The sequence below is a fragment of the Enterobacter sp. CFEC122 genome (genome assembly GCF_052983755.1).
In genome coordinates, this window is sequence record NZ_JBRIQR010000020.1 from 1 (window position 1) to 19,913 (window position 19,913).

Annotated in this window: 17 protein-coding genes and 1 pseudogene; 4 read left to right on the top strand and 14 right to left on the bottom strand. The window is 56.2% G+C overall.

Features of this window, described 5'->3' with window-relative positions; genetic code table 11:
• Window positions 1-6 precede the first annotated feature (6 nt).
• The 4 genes from ACVCAM_RS15050 to soxR all read right to left on the bottom strand — a co-directional run bounded on the left by ACVCAM_RS15050 (window position 7) and on the right by soxR (window position 4,940).
• Window positions 7-1,653: a Na+/H+ antiporter gene (locus ACVCAM_RS15050; RefSeq protein WP_407222973.1), complete on the bottom strand. Its 1,647-nt coding sequence runs from the start codon at window positions 1,651-1,653 to the stop codon at window positions 7-9.
• Between the two features lie 150 nt (window positions 1,654-1,803).
• Window positions 1,804-3,153, bottom strand: a complete 1,350-nt coding sequence (gene ghxP / locus ACVCAM_RS15055; protein ID WP_008503390.1) for a guanine/hypoxanthine transporter GhxP — start codon at window positions 3,151-3,153, stop codon at window positions 1,804-1,806.
• Between the two features lie 294 nt (window positions 3,154-3,447).
• The gene (locus ACVCAM_RS15060; protein ID WP_008503389.1) at window positions 3,448-4,119 is read right to left on the bottom strand and encodes a glutathione S-transferase family protein; all 672 of its coding nucleotides are present in this window, start codon (window positions 4,117-4,119) and stop codon (window positions 3,448-3,450) included.
• Window positions 4,120-4,481: 362 nt separating this feature from the next.
• Window positions 4,482-4,940 carry a redox-sensitive transcriptional activator SoxR gene (gene soxR / locus ACVCAM_RS15065; protein WP_008503388.1) on the bottom strand — a complete coding sequence of 153 codons (459 nt, stop codon included), beginning with the start codon at window positions 4,938-4,940 and terminating at the stop codon, window positions 4,482-4,484.
• Window positions 4,941-5,038: 98 nt separating this feature from the next.
• Between soxR and soxS the strand changes: the two genes are divergently transcribed.
• Window positions 5,039-5,365 carry a superoxide response transcriptional regulator SoxS gene (soxS, locus tag ACVCAM_RS15070; RefSeq protein ID WP_008503387.1) on the top strand — a complete coding sequence of 109 codons (327 nt, stop codon included), beginning with the start codon at window positions 5,039-5,041 and terminating at the stop codon, window positions 5,363-5,365.
• Window positions 5,366-5,371: 6 nt separating this feature from the next.
• Here soxS and ACVCAM_RS15075 read toward each other — a convergent pair whose 3' ends face one another.
• Entirely contained in the window at window positions 5,372-6,937 is a 1,566-nt protein-coding gene (locus ACVCAM_RS15075; RefSeq protein WP_023293514.1) for an EAL domain-containing protein, read from the bottom strand.
• Window positions 6,938-7,572: 635 nt separating this feature from the next.
• On the opposite strand from ACVCAM_RS15075, the gene ACVCAM_RS15080 reads away from it, so the two are divergent.
• On the top strand, window positions 7,573-7,854 hold the full coding sequence (locus tag ACVCAM_RS15080; RefSeq protein WP_008503385.1) for a YjcB family protein: 282 nt from the start codon (window positions 7,573-7,575) through the stop codon (window positions 7,852-7,854).
• A 62-nt stretch (window positions 7,855-7,916) separates the two neighbouring features.
• Here ACVCAM_RS15080 and ssb1 read toward each other — a convergent pair whose 3' ends face one another.
• Window positions 7,917-8,441: a single-stranded DNA-binding protein SSB1 gene (gene ssb1, locus ACVCAM_RS15085; protein ID WP_008503384.1), complete on the bottom strand. Its 525-nt coding sequence runs from the start codon at window positions 8,439-8,441 to the stop codon at window positions 7,917-7,919.
• Between the two features lie 251 nt (window positions 8,442-8,692).
• Between ssb1 and uvrA the strand changes: the two genes are divergently transcribed.
• Window positions 8,693-11,515, top strand: a complete 2,823-nt coding sequence (gene uvrA / locus ACVCAM_RS15090) for an excinuclease ABC subunit UvrA (protein WP_008503383.1) — start codon at window positions 8,693-8,695, stop codon at window positions 11,513-11,515.
• Between the two features lie 3 nt (window positions 11,516-11,518).
• Here uvrA and ACVCAM_RS15095 read toward each other — a convergent pair whose 3' ends face one another.
• From ACVCAM_RS15095 to dnaB, 8 genes and pseudogenes are all read right to left on the bottom strand, one after another.
• Complete coding sequence (locus ACVCAM_RS15095; RefSeq protein WP_407222972.1) at window positions 11,519-11,872, bottom strand: MmcQ/YjbR family DNA-binding protein; 354 nt, start codon at window positions 11,870-11,872, stop codon at window positions 11,519-11,521.
• 2 nt (window positions 11,873-11,874) lie between these two features.
• Entirely contained in the window at window positions 11,875-12,291 is a 417-nt protein-coding gene (locus ACVCAM_RS15100; protein WP_008503381.1) for a secondary thiamine-phosphate synthase enzyme YjbQ, read from the bottom strand.
• A gap of 113 nt (window positions 12,292-12,404) precedes the next feature.
• Window positions 12,405-13,118 carry an acid phosphatase AphA gene (gene aphA / locus ACVCAM_RS15105; protein WP_023293517.1) on the bottom strand — a complete coding sequence of 238 codons (714 nt, stop codon included), beginning with the start codon at window positions 13,116-13,118 and terminating at the stop codon, window positions 12,405-12,407.
• 253 nt (window positions 13,119-13,371) lie between these two features.
• Complete coding sequence (tyrB, locus tag ACVCAM_RS15110; protein ID WP_063453163.1) at window positions 13,372-14,565, bottom strand: aromatic amino acid transaminase; 1,194 nt, start codon at window positions 14,563-14,565, stop codon at window positions 13,372-13,374.
• Window positions 14,566-14,640: 75 nt separating this feature from the next.
• Window positions 14,641-15,651 carry an AAA family ATPase gene (locus tag ACVCAM_RS15115; protein WP_008503378.1) on the bottom strand — a complete coding sequence of 337 codons (1,011 nt, stop codon included), beginning with the start codon at window positions 15,649-15,651 and terminating at the stop codon, window positions 14,641-14,643.
• A pseudogene (gene pnuC / locus ACVCAM_RS15120) lies at window positions 15,648-16,205 on the bottom strand (nicotinamide riboside transporter PnuC). The gene ACVCAM_RS15115 and the pseudogene pnuC overlap by 4 nt, the downstream one beginning before the upstream one ends.
• Window positions 16,206-16,227: 22 nt before the next feature.
• Complete coding sequence (alr, locus tag ACVCAM_RS15125) at window positions 16,228-17,307, bottom strand: alanine racemase (protein ID WP_008503376.1); 1,080 nt, start codon at window positions 17,305-17,307, stop codon at window positions 16,228-16,230.
• Window positions 17,308-17,323: 16 nt separating this feature from the next.
• The gene (gene dnaB / locus ACVCAM_RS15130) at window positions 17,324-18,736 is read right to left on the bottom strand and encodes a replicative DNA helicase (RefSeq protein WP_008503375.1); all 1,413 of its coding nucleotides are present in this window, start codon (window positions 18,734-18,736) and stop codon (window positions 17,324-17,326) included.
• Window positions 18,737-18,796: 60 nt separating this feature from the next.
• Here dnaB and ACVCAM_RS15135 point away from each other — a divergent pair, with 60 nt between their 5' ends.
• The gene (locus tag ACVCAM_RS15135; RefSeq protein ID WP_407222970.1) at window positions 18,797-19,780 is read left to right on the top strand and encodes a quinone oxidoreductase; all 984 of its coding nucleotides are present in this window, start codon (window positions 18,797-18,799) and stop codon (window positions 19,778-19,780) included.
• Window positions 19,781-19,913: the final 133 nt, after the last annotated feature.

Below are 19,913 nucleotides of genomic sequence, written 5' to 3' on the forward strand. Positions count from 1 at the left end.
AGCGCGCTACTGATTCTCTATCAACAGCGCTTCCAGCAGGTCCAGATCGTGCAGTAGCTTTTGCAGCGTCTCGTTGCTGATCTGGCGCGTGGCGCGCAGGTGATACAGTTCGGCACGCTCTGAGCGCAGCGCGGCCAGACGGAACCGGCGTTCCAGGTTCTCCTCCTGCAGCGAGCTTTCCACATCGTTACGCCCGTCCGCGCGGCGACGCAGGTTACCAATTACGCGGGAACTCACCTCCGTCAGCAGCTGATTGTCGATGTTCTCTTCCGCATCCGCGGCCAGGCGCTCTTCCATTTTCTGGATGGCGACAATCGCCACTTCGGCGGTGGCCGCACGCGCAATACGCTCTTCCTTGTGCTGCTGGGTCGAATCGCCAACATCAATATGCTGGAGCAAAATCGGCAGCATAATCACGCCGACGAACAGGGAGAACAGAATCACCCCCGCCGCCAGGAACACCAGCTCGTAACGCGCCGGGAAGACATCGCCCGTCGGCAGCAGCAGCGGAATGGAGAGCACACCGGCGAGGGTTATCGCCCCGCGTACGCCCGCAAAAGAGGCAATCAGCAGCTCACGCGTTGTCCACGAGCCGAACTCCATCGGTTTTTTCTTCAGGAAGCGGACGCTGAAGTTTTTCATCGTCCACAGCCAGCCGAAACGCACCAGCATCAGCGCCAGGTAGATCAGCACGATGTCGGTAAACAGCATCCAGACCTCAACGTTCGGATCGGCCTCCGCCGCCACCAGCGAGGATTCCATAATGCCCGGCAGCTGCAGGCCCAACAGCAGGAACACCATGCCGTTAAAGACAAACTCCAGCATCGCCCAGGTGCTGTTGGCACGCAGGCGCATCGCCAGCGGCGCGCGGCGCATCACGCCGGAGCGGGTGATGGTCATCCCTGCCGCGACCGCGGCCAGAATGCCCGACACGCCGATATGTTCGGCAATCAGATAAGAGGCGAACGGCAGCAGGAACAGCAGCACGATCTGCGTCGCGGGTTCATCGCCGCCCCAGCGGCTGAGGAAGCGCAATGAGCGGCCGTACAGCCAGCTCACCACGAAGCCCGCCAGGATACCGCCGATGGCTACCTTAAAGAACTCCAGCGTCGCGCCGCCGACGGTAAAGACCATCGTGCCCATCGCAACGGCCACGGCAAACTTTAGGGCAACCAGGCCGGAGGCGTCATTCATCAGCGCCTCACCCTGTAAAATCCCCATGATTTTCTTCGGAATGCGGCCTTCGCCCACAATGCCGGACAGCGCCACGGCATCGGTTGGCGACAGCACGGCGGCCAGCGCAAAGGCAGGAATTAACGGGATACCCGGTACCGTCCAGTAGATCAGGAAACCAATCCCGACGACGGTGACCACCACCAGCGCAAGCGCCAGGCCGAAGATCTCTCGCCCGTGCTCAAGGAACTCGCGCGTGGGCGTTTTCCAGCCATCGGCAAACAGCAGTGGCGGGATGAACAGCACGAGGAACAGTTCGGGGTCAAATTCCACGTGCAGGCCAAACGTTGGCCACGCCAGCAGCGCACCGATGGCAATTTGCATTAATGGCAGGGGGACCTGAAAGGGCAGTACGCGTGTAAACACCCCGGATAGCGAGACCACAAGGGTCATGATGAGTATTGTGAAGAAGATTTCCATGCGTTCCCTGTTTGCTGTGTTGCTTATGTACTCCGGAAGGCGTCGTGCCTTTTATTCTATCTTCCCCAGAGTAACGCAAAAGGCAACAGGATGAGTCCTGAAAATAAAAACGGGCGGCCTGAGCCACCCGTTTTCGCATCAAAGGACAACTCAGATTGCCCAGCCGCCCGCGTAAAACGCCACCAGCGCAACGGCAATCACAACGGTGCCAACGTTCAGCTTGCGCCATTCACCGGAGACCAGACGACCAATCACCAGCGACGCGAAGCCGATCATAATGCCGGTCACGATGTTACAGGTCAGTACGATGAAGACCGCGGTAATCAGTCCAGACATCGCGTCAACGAAATCCGCAAAGTCGATTTTCGCCACGTTGCTCAGCATCAGCAGGCCAACGTACATCAGCGCTGGCGCGGTCGCGTACGCCGGAACCAGATAGGAGAGCGGGGAGAGGAACAGGATCAGCATGAACAGCACGCCCACGGTGATCGCCGTCAGGCCGGTTTTACCGCCCGCCGCCGTACCCGCTGCGGACTCGATGTACACCGCCGCAGGCGCTGCGCCCACCAGGCCCGAGAAGACGCTGCTCAGGGAGTCCGTAGTCAGCGCTTTGCCGCCGTCAATAATCTGACCGTCTTTATCCAGCAGGTTCGCCTGACCGGCCACCGCACGAATGGTACCGGTCGCGTCAAACACGGCGGTCATCACCAGCGCCAGCACGCTTGGCAGGATCACCGGGTTCAGCGCGCCAACGATATCGAGGCTGCCAATCAGAGAGTTGCCTTTGTCATCGCTCAGCGACGGCATGGCGAAAATGCCGGAGAAGTGGACGTTCGGATCGAAAATCAGGCCCACAATGGACACGCCGATAATGGTCAGCAGAATGCCGCCCGGGACTTTCAGTTTTTCCAGACCGATAATCACCGCCAGGCCGATCAGCGACATGATCACCGGGAAGCTGGCGAAGTGGCCCAGCGCAACCGGCAGGCCGTCCAGCGGGTTCTTGATAACCAGACCGACGCCATTGGCGGCGATCAGCAGCAGGAACAGGCCGATGCCGATGCCGGTACCGTGCGCCACGCCCTGCGGCAGGTTGCGCAAGATCCAGCTACGGATGCCGGTCGCTGAAATAACGGTAAACAGCACACCCATCAGGAACACGGCGCCCAGCGCAACCGGTACGCTGATGTGCTGGCCCAGCACCAGGCTGAACGCGGTAAACGCGGTCAGGGAGATGGCGCAACCAATCGCCAGCGGCAGGTTCGCCCACAGGCCCATCACGATAGAGCCCACGCCGGCCACAAGGCAGGTCGCCACAAAGACAGCCGCTGGCGGGAAGCCCGCTTTGCCCAGCATACCCGGCACAACGATGACGGAATAAACCATCGCCAGAAACGTTGTCAAACCGGCAACGATTTCCTGGCGCACGGTGCTGCCGCGGGCCGAAATTTTAAACATGGCGTCAAGTGAACCGCCAGTACGCGCAGATGGCGTAGACATAGAAAACATCCCCTGAGAGTTTTTTAGGAAGTCCGTAAGCGAGGTGGAGACGCCACTGCCAGCTAAACGTCAAATCCTTGTGTTGCGTTTGCGACGAAAGGGCGTCACAGAAAAAGCAAACGTTTAGCTCCGCGCTTACAAACGGGTGGTCAAATTAAGGCAAACGATTATCTAGCCTAATCCCCGCCCTTTTCAACTGAACTTTATCGTTTTTCGCTAAAATTCCCTTATGACGCTGAAGAAATAAACAGAGGATGCGCAAACGTTATCGTCTATGCGCAATTTGTTTACATTTCAATCCTCACCCGGAATGGATAACGGTCCCCCTTGTGCCAGGGTTCGTTGCCAGCCGGGGCTGTTTTCAACTTTCGTTTTCCATGCCTGACTATGCGGCAGGTTGTCGATACCGCCGCGTGCCAGCAGGGCAAAGATCGGGAAGCTCATTTGAATGTCGGCCATGCTGAGCGAATCCCCGGCAAACCAGCTATTTTTAGCAAGGTGCGACTCAATAAAGCGCGCATGAGTTTCCAGCTGGCGGTTAAGGTACGCTTTCTGCACCCCTTGCCCAAGCGCTTTGCCCAGGGTTCGGATACCAAACGGCACCGGCGGCTTGCCGAGACTGCTGAAGACCAGCTTCATTAGCAGCAGCGGCATCAGCGATCCTTCCGCGTAGTGCAGCCAGAAGCGATACTGCACCTTATGCGCCGGATCTAAAGGCTTAAGCCGCGATTCGGCATCGTATGTTTCCTGCAGATACTCGAGAATGGCGCCAGACTCCGCGAGGATCAGCCCGTTATCTTCGATGACCGGCGATTTGCCCAACGGATGCACCTTTTTGAGAGCCTCCGGCGCAAGCATGTTCTTTTCGCGCTGATAGTGAACGATCTCATAAGGCAGACCGAGTTCTTCCAGCGCCCAGATCACGCGGTGCGAGCGCGACTGGTTAAGGTGGTGTACCGTGAGCATGGTTTTCTCCTGTTATTCATACTTTTTAACTATAGAAAATCGAACAACACCGCGAAAAAAATTCGGCTAAAAACCGGTCAGCGACGCTGGCGAAAAAACGGGTCTTGCATAGAATTAAAGTGTCAGCACAATCCGGAACCTCCCCAACCAGCTCGACATGAGGGGTGCTGACGTCGGGGGAAACCCTCCCGTGAACCAGCGGGATAGAGAGAAAGACAAAGACCGGGAAAAACTAAAGCGCCCTTCGTGGCGCTTTAGTTCTTTATTATGCGGGGTTTTGCCGGGTGGCGCTTCGCTTACCCGCCCTACGTTCTCGGTGTTGTAGGCCGGGTAAGGCGCAGCCGCCACCCGGCAAACCGATCTCAATCCTCTTCCAGCAACCGCGCTCCCGTCCCCTGCTCGCCCAGTTTGTCGCCGGGGTTACGCAACGGGCAGTCGCTGCGCGACAGGCAGCCGCAGCCGATACAACCGTCCAGCTCATCGCGTAGCGCGACCAGCGTATGGATACGCCTGTCCAGCTCTTCTCGCCACTGGGATGAAAGCTCTTTCCACTCTTTCGGGCTCAGCGTATGCCCTTCCGGCAGCACGCCAAATGCTTCTCCAATGGTAGCCAGGGGAATGCCGATTCGTTGCGCAATTTTGATAATCGCCACGTAGCGGAGCACGTCGCGAGTATAGCGACGCTGGTTGCCGCCGTTGCGGATGCTTTTAATTAACCCTTTGCTTTCATAGAAGTGGAGCGCCGATACCGCAACGCCGCTTCGCTTTGCCACTTCGCCGGGGGTTAACAGCGCTTTAATGCGCGGCAATCTCTTTTCCATAAAACCTCTTTACCTCAAGTTAACTTGAGGAATTATACTCCCCCGCAGAGAAAACGACGAATCAACCGAGAAAGTTGTATCTACAGAGGGGCAACCTTATGTCGCATCAGCAGATTATTCAGACGCTTATTGAATGGATTGACGATCATATCGACCAACCGTTGAACATTGATGTGGTCGCGAAAAAATCGGGCTATTCGAAATGGTATTTACAGAGAATGTTCCGCACGGTCATGCATCAGACGCTGGGTGAGTACATTCGTCAGCGCAGGCTGCTGCTGGCGGCGCAGGCGCTACGCTCAACGCAGCGGCCGATTTTTGATATCGCGATGGATCTTGGCTATGTGTCGCAACAAACCTTTTCCCGCGTGTTTCGCCGCGAGTTTGACCGCACGCCGAGCGACTATCGCCACCAGTTGAATTAATTACTCTCAGTGCAAAGGTTGCTGCTGCCAGGTCATAAATTCCTGGGGCGGCATCGCTTTCGCGAAGTGCCATCCCTGACAAAACTGGACGCCGCGCTTCAACAGCCAGCTCACCTGCTCTGCCGTCTCGACCCCTTCCGCAATGGTTTTCAGCCGCAGGCTTTGCGCCATCTCGATAATATGCTCGGCAATCAGGTGGCTGGTGCTGTTGGTTGTTAAGGTATCGATAAACGATTTGTCGATTTTCAGAATATCGACGTTCAGCGAGTAGAGGTTGTGCAGGTTCGAATAGCCGGTACCGAAATCATCGATCGCCACTTCATACCCCGCCTGACGGAAAGCCTGAATCACCGGCGTGGTTTTAGGCACATCGATAAAACCGCGTTCCGTCACTTCAATTTTGATTTGCTGCGCGCGGACGGCGTAGTGGCGAGCCTTCTCAGAAATCATGGCGATCAGCCGCGAGGAGTGGAAATCCGTGGCCGACAGGTTAATCGAAATATAGAGATGCGGATGCTCGGCCAGGAAATGGCCCAAATCGCTGAACACTTCCTCAACGACGTAATCCGTAATCCGCTCGCTCATCCCCTCATTTTCAGCCAGCGGAATAAATTCAGCCGGGCTCATCACCTGCCCGTTAAAACCCGGCCAGCGTAACAACGCCTCCGCGCCGACACACCGGTTGTTCTTGATATCAATAATCGGTTGATAGTGCACGCAAAGCTGGCGTTTGTTCAGCGCCCGGTGCAGTAAACGCCCCGGCGAATTAAGCTCACGATGAGTACGGGACCAGACCAACAAAATAATAATGCTGCAGATCATGCCCAGCGGCAGCGTTAATGTCGCCTGATGATAAAGCGTTTCATAAAAGCGTTTATTCGATGTCGACACGATGGCCGCAATCGGTCTTTTAGGGGATGTGACGATCGTATAAAAGCGGTTATCTTTTTGAAATACCGATTCCTTATCCCGAATCAGCGAATTTAATAACGAAACGTTGGCTTTCTGACTGACGGAAAAGAAAGCATTGGTTACCGTGTCGTAAACCCCCCACGAGAGAGAATGATCCGCGGACATGACTTCGCTGTATGAAAGTGGATTAACGACCACTACATAATTTCCGCGCTGCATATATGTCATTTTATAGCCAGTATAAAATGGGGTGTCGCGATAATAATAGATAGCGACGTCAGGTTTTCGCGTGTAATTAGCGACGGGTATGGCGTAGGGTTGATCCGGTGTAAAAACGGTCGAACAAAGAAAATTCTGACCTTCAGCGTAAATTAAATCGGCAACAAACAGGCGACCACGAACAACGTTCAACATATATTGACGGTGTCCCGGGGTACAGAGCTCGCCCCGATATTTTTCGGCCTCGTCCCGGGCCAGATCAACCTGTTGTATAACCAGCTCAGTTTTGTCTAAAGCCAGTTCAGCAAATGTCCGTAGCTGGGCGCTTGTTTCAGACACGGCTCTTAGCTGGGCAAACCATAGCGCAAGCATCACCGGCAGCATAACTACCATGATGATCCCTACCACCCTGAGCATCTTGCGCCGCGCGCTACGATTCATTTCCCGCCCTATATCCCTGCATGTTGTACGCCTGTAGTAATGAAGGCCGGATGCTGTGTTAAACAGGTGATTACGTTGCATGAATCATGCGAAGTTAGCAACTGACTTTTCGTATTAAAAATCTTAAATTTCGTTATGACGATAATATTTTCCCGTAAGTGAAACTGTAAGTATTCGTTCCGTTTCAATTAAGGAAAATAATTATCCAGCCCTCGAGGGCGGAGGGAAGATAACACAACAGACGATCGTTGATTAAGCCAAACTTCTGGCAGCATGAAAAAAGCGCACCTTTATCATGACGTTTTATGCTATTTACTGTGGGGCATTGTGTGCGTTGATTTATAAATAATCAGTCTTCGCCGCACTATTTTATGATTCGACTGAGCCCCTCTTATAAAAACCGAATTTGAGGTATCACCACTAGCCCGATGGACGTTTCCGGCACGCTGGGGGGCGCCTCCTCGCGCGCCGAAGGCAGGGCCAGCCTGCACACACTCTTTACCTGAGGAATAAAAACCGTTTTTTGATCGCACAGACACTGGCGAATAAATCAACAAATGTGATATAGTTCACACATATTCTGTAACGAGAAACACCGTTTCATTCAGGTCGTCTGTTTTGTAGAGGATGGGTTTATGGCAACCATTACTACCAGCATGGTTCTCCTGCGCTGGCCTTTGTTGAGTGCGGTACTGATGTTTTTGGCCAGCACGCTGAACATTCAGTTTCGTAAATCTGACTACGCGGGTCTCGCTGTCATCAGCACGCTGTTGGGGCTGGGTGCAGCATGTTGGTTTGCAACGGGGCTGCTTGGCATTACCCTGCTGGATATCGCCGCCGTCTGGGAAAATATCAAAGTGGTGATGGTTGAAGCGATGAGCCACACGCCACCAGACTGGCCAATGGTGATTACCTGATCCCTTTATGGAATAAAAAAACCCAGACGATGTCTGGGTTTTTTGTTTGAAGGACGCACAAATCAGAACGGAATGTCGTCGTCGAAATCCATTGGCGGTTCGTTAGACGGCGCCGGAGCAGACTGCTGCTGCGGACGAGACTGCGCGCCGCCGCTGAACTGGTTGCCGCCCTGTGGCTGCTGAGGCTGACCCCAACCGCCCTGCTGCTGGCCGCCACCTGCTGGTGCGCCACCGCCCTGACGGCCACCCAGCATCTGCATGGTGCCGCCGACGTTAACCACGACTTCAGTGGTGTACTTCTCAGCACCGGACTGATCGGTCCATTTGCGGGTACGCAGCTGGCCTTCGATATAGACCTGAGAACCTTTACGCAGATACTCACCGGCCACTTCTGCCAGTTTGCCAAACAGCACAACGCGGTGCCATTCGGTCTGCTCTTTCATCTCACCGGTCGCTTTATCACGCCAGGATTCGGAAGTAGCCAGCGTAATGTTGGCAACTGCGCCACCACTCGGCATGTAGCGTACTTCCGGGTCCTGGCCCAGATTACCGACGAGAATCACCTTGTTTACGCCTCTGCTGGCCATGTTCGTGTCTCCTGAATACGTTTCTTAATAGTGTAAACGCGCGAGTGTACCATTTCCACGCTGCATTTTGATAGCTGCGAGATGGATTCCAGAGTTCTCGTGCGAACATAACATTGTTACACAGTCCGTCAGAAAATGCATTCCAATACTGTATATTCAAACAGGTCAAATTGTGTCATAATTAGCCGTTTCTGACAGCCGTTTGTCCTTCAAACAAACCAGGCAATCCGTGTTCCAACCGGGAAAGGTGAATGGATAAGATCGAAGTTCGGGGCGCCCGCACCCACAATCTCAAGAATATCAACCTCATAATCCCTCGCGACAAACTCATTGTCGTGACCGGGCTTTCGGGGTCTGGCAAATCCTCACTGGCTTTCGACACTCTGTATGCCGAAGGACAGCGTCGTTACGTTGAATCGCTCTCGGCGTACGCGCGTCAGTTCCTGTCGCTGATGGAAAAACCGGATGTCGACCACATTGAAGGGTTGTCTCCTGCTATCTCTATTGAGCAGAAGTCCACGTCGCATAACCCGCGCTCCACGGTCGGTACCATTACTGAAATTCATGACTACCTGCGTCTGCTGTATGCCCGCGTGGGTGAGCCGCGCTGCCCGGACCACGACGTCCCGCTGGCGGCACAGACCGTGAGCCAGATGGTGGATAACGTGCTGTCGCAGCCGGAAGGCAAACGCCTGATGCTGCTGGCGCCAATCATTAAAGAGCGTAAGGGCGAACACACCAAAACGCTGGAGAACCTGGCAAGCCAGGGCTATATCCGCGCCCGTATTGACGGCGAAGTGTGTGACCTGTCCGACCCGCCCAAGCTGGAACTGCAGAAGAAGCACACCATCGAGGTGGTGATTGACCGCTTTAAGGTGCGTGACGATCTCGCCACGCGTCTTGCAGAATCGTTTGAAACGGCGCTGGAGCTCTCCGGCGGCACGGCCGTGGTTTCCGACATGGACGACCCGCAGGCGGAAGAGCTGCTCTTCTCCGCCAACTTTGCCTGCCCGATTTGCGGCTACAGCATGCGCGAGCTGGAACCGCGCCTGTTCTCGTTTAACAACCCGGCGGGCGCCTGCCCGACGTGTGACGGTCTGGGCGTCCAGCAGTATTTCGACCCGGACCGCGTGATCCAGAATCCGGAGCTGTCGCTGGCGGGTGGCGCCATTCGCGGCTGGGACAAGCGTAACTTCTATTACTTCCAGATGCTGAAGTCGCTGGCGGAGCACTACAAGTTCGACGTGGAAGCGCCGTGGGCCAGCCTGAGCCCGAACGTACACAAAGTGATCCTGTTCGGTTCTGGCAAAGAGAACATCGAGTTCAAGTATATGAACGATCGCGGCGATACCTCCGTGCGCCGCCATCCGTTCGAAGGGGTGCTGCACAATATGGAGCGCCGCTACAAAGAGACCGAATCCAGCGCGGTGCGCGAGGAGCTGGCGAAGTTCATCAGCAACCGCTCCTGCGCCACCTGCGAGGGCACGCGCCTGCGTCGCGAAGCGCGCCACGTGTTTGTGGAAAATACGGCGCTGCCGACCATCTCAGACATGAGCATCGGCCACGCGATGGACTTCTTCAATAACCTGAAGCTGTCCGGCCAGCGCGCGAAAATCGCTGAAAAAGTCTTGAAAGAGATTGGCGATCGCCTGAAGTTCCTCGTGAACGTCGGCCTGAACTACCTGACGCTTTCACGCTCGGCAGAAACGCTCTCCGGCGGTGAAGCCCAGCGTATTCGTCTGGCGAGCCAGATTGGTGCGGGCCTGGTGGGCGTGATGTACGTGCTCGATGAGCCGTCCATCGGCCTGCACCAGCGCGATAACGAACGTCTGCTCGGCACCCTGGTTCACCTGCGTAACCTCGGCAACACGGTGATTGTGGTGGAGCACGACGAAGACGCGATCCGCGCCGCAGACCACGTGATCGACATCGGCCCGGGCGCTGGCGTGCACGGCGGCCAGGTGGTGGCGGAAGGCACGCTGAAGGACATTATGGCGGTGCCCGAGTCGCTGACCGGCCAGTACATGAGCGGCAAGCGCAAGATTGAAGTACCAAAACAGCGCGTGGCGGCGAACCCGGAAAAAGTGCTGAAGCTGACCGGCGCGCGCGGCAACAACCTGAAAGACGTTACCCTGACGCTGCCGGTGGGCCTGTTTACCTGCATTACCGGCGTGTCCGGTTCCGGTAAGTCGACGCTGATCAACGATACGCTGTTCCCGATTGCGCAGACGGCGCTGAACGGCGCGACGCTGGCCGAACCGGCACCGTACCGTGACATTCAGGGGCTGGAGCATTTCGATAAGGTTATCGACATCGACCAGAGCCCGATTGGCCGTACGCCACGCTCTAACCCGGCAACCTATACCGGTGTTTTCACGCCCGTACGTGAACTGTTTGCCGGTGTGCCGGAAGCGCGTTCACGCGGCTATACGCCAGGCCGTTTCAGCTTTAACGTGCGCGGCGGCCGCTGTGAAGCCTGCCAGGGCGACGGCGTGATCAAGGTTGAGATGCACTTCCTGCCGGATATCTACGTGCCGTGCGACCAGTGCAAAGGCAAGCGCTATAACCGCGAAACGCTGGAGATTAAGTACAAGGGCAAGACCATCCACGAAGTGCTGGATATGACCATCGAAGAGGCGCGTGAGTTCTTTGACGCCGTCCCTGCGCTGGCGCGTAAGCTGCAGACGCTGATGGACGTCGGCCTGACCTACATTCGTCTGGGGCAGTCCGCCACGACGCTGTCCGGCGGTGAAGCGCAGCGCGTGAAGCTGGCGCGCGAGCTGTCAAAACGCGGCACCGGCCAGACGCTGTATATCCTGGATGAGCCGACCACCGGTCTGCACTTTGCCGACATCCAGCAGCTGCTGGACGTGCTGCATCAGCTGCGCGATCAGGGCAACACCATCGTGGTCATCGAGCATAACCTGGACGTGATTAAAACCGCGGACTGGATTGTCGATCTTGGCCCGGAAGGCGGCAGCGGCGGCGGTGAAATCCTCGTCTCCGGTACGCCAGAGACCGTTGCAGAGTGCGAAGCCTCGCACACCGCGCGCTTCCTTAAACCGTTGCTGTAATTGTCACACGGAGAGTTGCTGTCGGGTCGTTTCCGGCAGCAGCTCAACCGCCTGCTGATAGGACGCGTCCACCAGGTAGTAAATTTGCGAGCCTGGAATCGATCCATCCAGATAGACGGTGCTCCAGTGCGCCTTATTGAGGTGCTGGCTCGGCCTCACGTCATCATGCTGCTGACGCAGTAAATCCGCCAGTTCAGGGCTGGTTTTCAGCGACGCCGCCGGACGGCCCTCTACCTCTTCCACCATCGCAAACAGCACATCCCCCACCTTAACCTGCGTGGCTTTCCAGTCGCTATGGACGCTCTGCTCCGCGCCGGGCTTGCTCATGCAGTACTGAAGTATCTCCGAAATTGTCATCTTTATTCCCCTTGTAGCGTGGCGATAATTTTACGCGAACCACCGTGAATGCGATGCTCTCCCAGCCAGATCCCCTGCCACGTGCCCAACAGCAGCCGTCCGTTGTGGACCGGCAGCATCAGCGATACGCCCAGCAGGGAAGATTTGATATGCGAAGGCATATCGTCCGCCCCCTCATAGTCATGCTCGTAGGGCGCGTTGTCCGGGACGCTCTTCAGAAAATGCCGCTCCATGTCAGACCGGACGGTGGGATCGCAATTTTCATTCAGCGTCAGAGAGGCAGACGTATGCTGAAGCAGCAGATGCAGCAAACCCGTTTTGACCCGCGACAGGTCGCGGAGCTGCCCGATGACTTCATCCGTCACCAGGTGAAAACCGCGTGGTTTAGCGCTTAAGGTCAGGGTCTGTTGGTACCACATCTGCTGCTCCGTAATGAAAGATGAATCTTTCTAAGTGTGCAGCAAGAAGGCGAAAGGTAAAACCCGCAGCAGCGAGATTTGATTAAAAAAGAGTCAAACTCGCTGCCAGAGGCTTAATACTCCGAGTTGACGATCACCTCTTCACCAAACTTTCCGGCCATCGGCAGCGGTCGATAGGTCGAGTTAGACGCGCGTAACACCCTGATCCCTCTGGCACCAGCATCCTGCGCGGCGGTAATGTCGTTATCCGAATCGCCATAAAACACTTTGATGTTTTTCTTTTCCAGCCACTGGATTTTGGTGTTTTGCCCCTCTTTGTCACCCGCAAAAATGACCGGATTCATATTGGCAGCCGGGATCTGGAAATCGTCCTGCAGTGTTCTGGAGACGGTTTCCGTTTTGGTCTGGCTACGGCCGGTAACGAAGTAAATGCTGTCACCGCGCTTAACGTGCATAGCAATAAGCGCCCGGGCGACCTCTTTCGGGATGCTGTAATCGTCCCAGCCGTTATTCATTTTTTCCCAGAACTCCGGATTCTTCAGATACGCTTCGCTGTCCGGTGAATACATTTTTTTGCCGCGCCAGAAGCCAGGGCTTGAGAACAGCACGGTATCGTCAATGTCGAAGCCCACGGCCATTGGCGCGCGTCCCATCAGGCTGTTTTCGATTTGGGCCACGGAGACCCAGTGAATGGGCGCCTGTTCGGCAAGCATGGCGGCGGTGGTGCCGGTGTAAAGCGGCGTCGGCGCCGAGGCACGTGCGACGACGGCGCTATTAAGTGAGAACAATAAGCAGGCGGCGCTGAGCGCCAGTGTGATCTTGCGCATATTTTCCCCTGAATATTCAGCTTGTTATCGTTTTATTTTGAGTGAATGGTCAAAAAACTATCCGACCTTAACCCCAGCGGGAGGTGAAGGGAAGGAGTTTTTGCTTATGAAGCGGAATAAAAAGAAGACGATCACAAAGTGTGGATGAGTGATGTAGGCCCGGTAAGGCGCAGGCGCAGCCGCCACCGGGCAAGATTTTCTGCGGCCTGATGCCCTCTCCCACAGGGAGAGGGAGATAAAAAGTAGTGAGTACTTACATCACAGCTGCAAACGCCTGCGCCACGCGGTGAACGTTGCCGGCATTCAGGCCCGCCACGCACATACGGCCGCTGGCGATCAGATAGACACCGAACTCTTCGCGCAGGCGATCGACCTGCGCCGCGCTCAGTCCGGTATAGCTGAACATCCCGCGCTGCTTGAGCAGATAATCAAAGTTATGCCCTGGCACGGCCTCTTTCAGGACGTTAACCAGCGCCTGACGCATCGACAGGATGCGCTTACGCATCGCTTCCACTTCGGCAAGCCAGGACGCTTTCAGCGTTTCGTCACCGAGAACCGTCGCCACCACCTGAGCACCAAAGTTTGGCGGGCTGGAGTAGATACGGCGCACCGTCGCTTTCAGCTGGCCCAGCACGCGGCCCGCCGCTTCGGCGTCTTCACACACCACGGACAGGCCACCAACGCGTTCACCGTACAGGGAGAAGATCTTAGAGAAGGAGTTACTCACCAGAACAGGCAGCCCGGCGCTGGCAGCGGCGCGAATGGCATAGGCGTCTTCTTCCATACCCGCGCCAAAGCCCTGGTAGGCAATGTCGAGGAACGGGATCAGGTCGCGGGTCTTCAGCACCTCGATCACCGCATCCCACTGGGCATTGGTGAGATCCGCCCCGGTTGGGTTATGGCAGCATGGGTGCAGCAGCACAATACTGCGCGCTGGCAGCGTGTTCAGCTTTTCCAGCAGCGCGTCAACGCGCACGCCGTTCGTTTCGCTGTCGAACCACGGATAGGTCGCCACCTTAAAGCCCGCGCCCTCGAAGATCGCAACGTGGTTTTCCCACGTCGGGTCGCTGACCCACACGCCTGAATCCGGGAAATATTTTTTCAGGAAGTCTGCACCGACTTTCAGCGCACCCGAGCCGCCCAGCGTCTGGATAGTCGCCACGCGTTTTTGCGCGAGCACAGCGTGATCGGCGCCGAACAGCAGCGGTGCAATGGTGTTGCGATAAGCGTTTAGCCCTTCCATCGGCAGATAAAGAGACGCGCCGTGTGGAACCGCGTTCAGACGCGCTTCGGCTTCGGCAACGGCTTTTAATTGAGGAATAATGCCATCCTCGTTGTAATACAGACCGATGCTGAGGTTCACTTTGTCGCTGCGAGGATCTTCTTTGAAACGCTCCATTAAGGAGAGGATAGGGTCGCCGGCATAGGCGTCAACTTTCTGAAACACGCGATGGTTCTCCGGAATTCGATGAGGCAGGGATTTCAACAATAAACCGGAAGCAGATGAAGGTCGAGAGCGATATCAGATCGGTCCCTGGATATATCGGCAAATGTGATCGATTCGCTCAGGCAGTGAGCCCCGCACGCGCAGAAAAGGAATATTTCGTGCCGACAGCTCTGCTTCATACCATACTTGCTGTCGGTGGCGAAACGCCTCGCCCTGCCGGGTGCCATCCTGCACAAACGGAAATTCATCTCCGCAAAGTACGACCAGCGCATAGTCTCGTTCAGCTAACTCCTTTAACGCCTGCGGCGCGCTGCCAAACTGATCGAGTGCGTAAAACAGGGTCGTTAAAGGTGAGGTATCACAGACCAGATAAGGCGCCGTGCAGGCTAATGCCTCCCGACGTACTTGCTCGCGGGCAATATGCAGCAAATCCTCCCGATCCAGGATACCGTTCTTCGCTTCCCAGTGTTCACGGCCATACTCTGCAACGTACGGAACGTTTAACGTCTGCGCCAGAGCTTTTGCTAGCGTGCTTTTGCCCGTCGATTCTCCACCTAATAAGCAGATACGAAAAACAAAGCTGCGGTACACCTCTGGGGACATCATCTTACGATAACGATGAACATCAGAACGGATGAGCGTTCCCGAAGGGGCCTCTGGTCCCCGTTGACGCTGGAGACGCACGTGCGCAACCGGTCGTCCGAAACGCTGGCTCAGGACAGCGGCAAACCCGTCCCCATAGTCTTCGGCAGTAAATACCGCCTCTGGCTGACAGTGCAAAATGTCCTCACACAACGTTGCAACATAATGCCGGTGAAGATCGTCATCAGCGTCATTCGGTGGCGGTGGCGCAAGGCCATATGCAGCCAACACATGCGGCGAAAGCACGAGGTGGCGACATTGCGGAAAGCGCGTTGTTAACCAGTTAAGCCGCTTTTCAGGTTCGTAACCGCGTATTTCCGGCGACGAATAGCTGATGATACAGACCGTCTCGCACTGCTCAAGTGCCGTATTGATAAGCGCTTCATGGCCTGCATGTAATGGTGCGAATTTGCCTACCACCAGGCCGTTGGCATACAGCGTCATTGCGCACGGATCTCCTTGCGCCACTGATACAGTCCGTGCCACGCATTAAACCAAAACACCAGATATAAACCGGCGGTCAGGTACAGTTCTCTCGTCGCGTACAGCGGTACTGCCAGCGTGTTAACGGCAAGCCAGATGTACCAGTTTTCCAGACGCCGTCCCATCAACATAAACTGAGCAAGAATGCTGAATGTCAAAATGATGGAGTCCAGCCAGGGGGCCCATGCATTGGTATAGAGATGCAATATCCACCCGTACGCCGCTGCTACGCTTACGGCGCAGGCTAAAAGCATAAAAAAATGTCCCGGTCTGGTACGACGAACAGGCAAGACCTCTCCATGATTGCCTTTAAGCCAATGCAGCCAGCCGGTTATGCTCGTTATGATGAAAAAGAACTGAAGGGTAACGTCAGCATAAAGCTGCACAGAATAGAAAACCTAGGCATAAAGCCCGCTACCGATGATGCCTATCCACCACGTATGGATATTGTTTCTGGCGGCCAGCCAGACGGAGAGAGCATAGGCCAGACATGCAGCGATTTCTGAAGGGGACATTATCCTTCCCTGGAATGAAATGTTAGTCGATGTACTTCATCGCCACCCGAGACGTCAGGCGGGTGATAAGTTCGTAAGCACTCACTTTAGTGATTTCAGCAATACGTTCAACGGGTAAACCTTCCCCCCACATCACCACATCGTCGCCGGGTTTATCCTGCGCTTCTGGCCCCAGATCGACGCAAATCATGTCCATCGCCACGCGGCCAACGATCTTCACCTCGCGACCGTTAACCAGCACCGGCGTACCCGTTGGTGCAGCGCGCGGATAGCCGTCGCCGTAGCCCATCGCCACCACGCCGAGACGCGTGTCGCGCTCGCTGGTCCAGGTGCCACCATAGCCCACCGGTTCACCGGCTTTGTGTTCACGCACGGCAATCAGAGTAGACACCAGAGACATCACCGGCTGGAAACCCATGTCCGGTCCCCAGGGTTTATTCTCCAGCGGCGACACGCCGTAAAGAATGATGCCCGGTCGCGCCCAGTCGAAATGCGACTGCGGCCACAGCAGAATACCGCCGGATGCGGCGATCGAGCGCATCCCCGGCTTGCCTTCGCAGAAGGTATTAAAGATATCCAGCTGCCGCTCGGTCGCACCGCACTCGGGCTCATCGGCACGGGCGAAGTGGCTGACAATATTCACCGGCTGGCGCACGTTTTTGCACCGGCATAAACGCTGATAAAACGCTTCGGCGCTTTCCGGACGCACGCCCAGACGGTGCATGCCCGTATCAAGCTTCATCCACACGGTCACCGGCTCGCTCAGCTCAGCGGTTTCCAGCGCGGCCAGCTGTTCTTCGTTGTGTACCGCCGTGTGCAGATGCTGATCCGCGATAGTTGGCAGATCGGCGGCTTCGAAAAAGCCTTCGAGGAGCAGAATCGGCTGGGTAATCCCCCCCGCGCGCAGGCGAAGGGCTTCTTCAAGACGGGCGACGCCAAAGGCGTCGGCATCGGGGAGCGTTCGCGCGGTCTCAAGAAGACCGTGTCCGTAAGCGTTCGCTTTCACGACTGCAACGAGCTTGCTGGCGGGTGCCAGTTCACGCAGACGTTGCAGGTTGTGTCGCAGAGCGCGGCGGTTAATGACAACAGTTGCCGCTTGCATTTGAATTCCTTAGAAATTACTCATCATCATATTGAGGACCGGCATAGTTGTCGAAACGCGACCACTGGCCGTTAAAGGTCAGACGCACCGTCCCGATCGGGCCGTTACGTTGTTTACCAATAATAATTTCGGCGATCCCTTTCAGGTCGCTGTTCTCGTGATAAACCTCATCACGGTAGATAAACATGATTAAGTCGGCATCCTGCTCGATCGAGCCGGATTCACGCAGGTCGGAGTTGACCGGACGTTTGTCGGCACGTTGTTCCAGAGAGCGGTTAAGCTGCGACAGCGCCACCACCGGCACGTGCAGCTCTTTGGCTAACGCCTTGAGCGAGCGGGAAATTTCGGCGATCTCCAGCGTACGGTTGTCGGAGAGCGACGGGACGCGCATCAGCTGAAGGTAGTCGATCATGATAAGGCCGATACCGCCGTGTTCGCGGGCGATACGACGCGCGCGGGAACGGACTTCCGTCGGCGTCAGGCCGGAGGAGTCATCAATATAGATGTTACGTTTTTCCAGCAGAATGCCCATGGTGCCGGAGATGCGCGCCCAGTCCTCATCGTCGAGCTGACCGGTACGGATGCGGGTCTGGTCCACGCGCGACAGCGATGCCAGAGAACGCATCATGATCTGCTCGGAGGGCATCTCAAGGCTGAAAATCAGTACCGGCTTATCCTGCAACATCGCCGCATTTTCGACGAGGTTCATCGCAAATGTCGTTTTACCCATCGACGGACGCGCGGCGACGATAATCAAATCCGACGGCTGCAGACCGGCGGTTTTCTTGTTGAGATCGTCATAACCGGTGTTCACCCCGGTCACACCGTCGTGCGGCTGCTGGAACAGCTGTTCGATACGGGCAACGGTGGCGTCGAGGACGTCGGCGATATTTTTGGGGCCTTCGTCTTTGTTGGCGCGGCTTTCGGCGATTTTGAAGACGCGGGACTCGGCAAGGTCGAGCAGGTCTTCACTGGTGCGACCCTGCGGATCAAAACCCGCTTCGGCGATCTCATTCGCCACCGAGATCATCTCGCGGACAACGGCGCGTTCACGCACGATGTCAGCATAAGCGCTGATGTTCGCCGCACTTGGCGTGTTTTTTGACAGTTCTGCCAGATAGGCAAACCCGCCAACGCTGTCCAGCTGTCCCTGACGCTCCAGCGACTCCGCGAGCGTGATCAGGTCAATCGGGCTACCCGACTCCTGCAGGCGCGCCATTTCGGTAAAGATATGACGGTGCGGACGGGTGTAGAAGTCCTCGGACACCACGCGCTCGGCGACGTCGTCCCAGCGCTCGTTATCCAGCATTAAACCGCCCAACACCGACTGTTCCGCTTCAATCGAGTGCGGCGGGACTTTTAACCCTGCGACCTGGAAATCACGCTCGCGAGGTTCAGTCTGTTTGTTGAAGGGTTTGTTTCCTGCCATAGTGAATGGAGTTACCGAGATAAAGAGTGGGTCGAAAGATTACCACATTCTGGAGGAAGCATGGCAACACGTATTGAATTTCACAAGCATGGTGGCCCTGACGTACTCAACGCGGTGGAGTTCACCCCCACCGCGCCTGACGAAAACGAAGTGCAGGTTGAAAACAAAGCCATCGGCATAAACTACATCGACACCTATATTCGCGGCGGGCTCTACCCGCCTCCGTCGATGCCGAGCGGACTGGGCACCGAGGCGGCCGGCGTCGTCGTCAAAGTGGGCAGCGCAGTTAAGCATATTAAAGAAGGCGACCGCGTGGTGTACGCGCAATCTCCGCTGGGCGCTTACAGCTCCGTCCACAACGTCCCGGCGGATAAAGCCGCCCTGCTGCCCAACGCCATCTCCTTTGAGCAGGCGGCGGCCTCCTTTCTGAAAGGGTTAACCGTTTACTACCTGCTGCGCAAAACCTATGAAATTAAACCCGACGAGCAGTTCCTGTTTCATGCCGCGGCGGGTGGCGTCGGGCTCATCGCCTGTCAGTGGGCAAAAGCGCTGGGCGCAAAACTGATCGGCACCGTGGGCAATGCCCAAAAAGCCCAGCGCGCGCTGCAGGCGGGCGCCTGGCAGGTGATTAACTACCGTGAAGAGAGCATTGTCGAACGGCTGAAGGAGATCACCAGCGGCAAAAAGGTGCGCGTGGTGTATGACTCGGTAGGGAAAGACACCTGGGAAGCGTCGCTGGACTGCCTGCAGCGTCGTGGGCTGATGGTGAGCTTCGGGAATGCGTCAGGCGCAGTCACCGGCGTGAATCTGGGCATCCTTAACCAGAAAGGCTCGCTGTACGTCACGCGCCCTTCCCTGCAAGGCTACATCACCAACCGGGAAGAACTTGAGGAAGCCAGCAACGAGCTGTTCTCGCTGATCGCCAGCGGCGTCATTAAGGTGGATGTGGCAGAAGCGCAGAAATACCCGCTAGCCGATGCGCAGCGTGCGCATGAGGTGCTGGAGAGCCGGGCAACGCAGGGGTCGAGTTTATTGATTCCCTGAGCCCCAAAAAGAAATTGGGCTTCCCGTGGGAAGCCCTTTCTTTTTTTAGTTCGGCTGTATGTAGGGTACAGCGCGATGAATTCTTTAACGGCAGTCATAGTGACAGATTCGATAAGTAAATCCTATTCTGTTC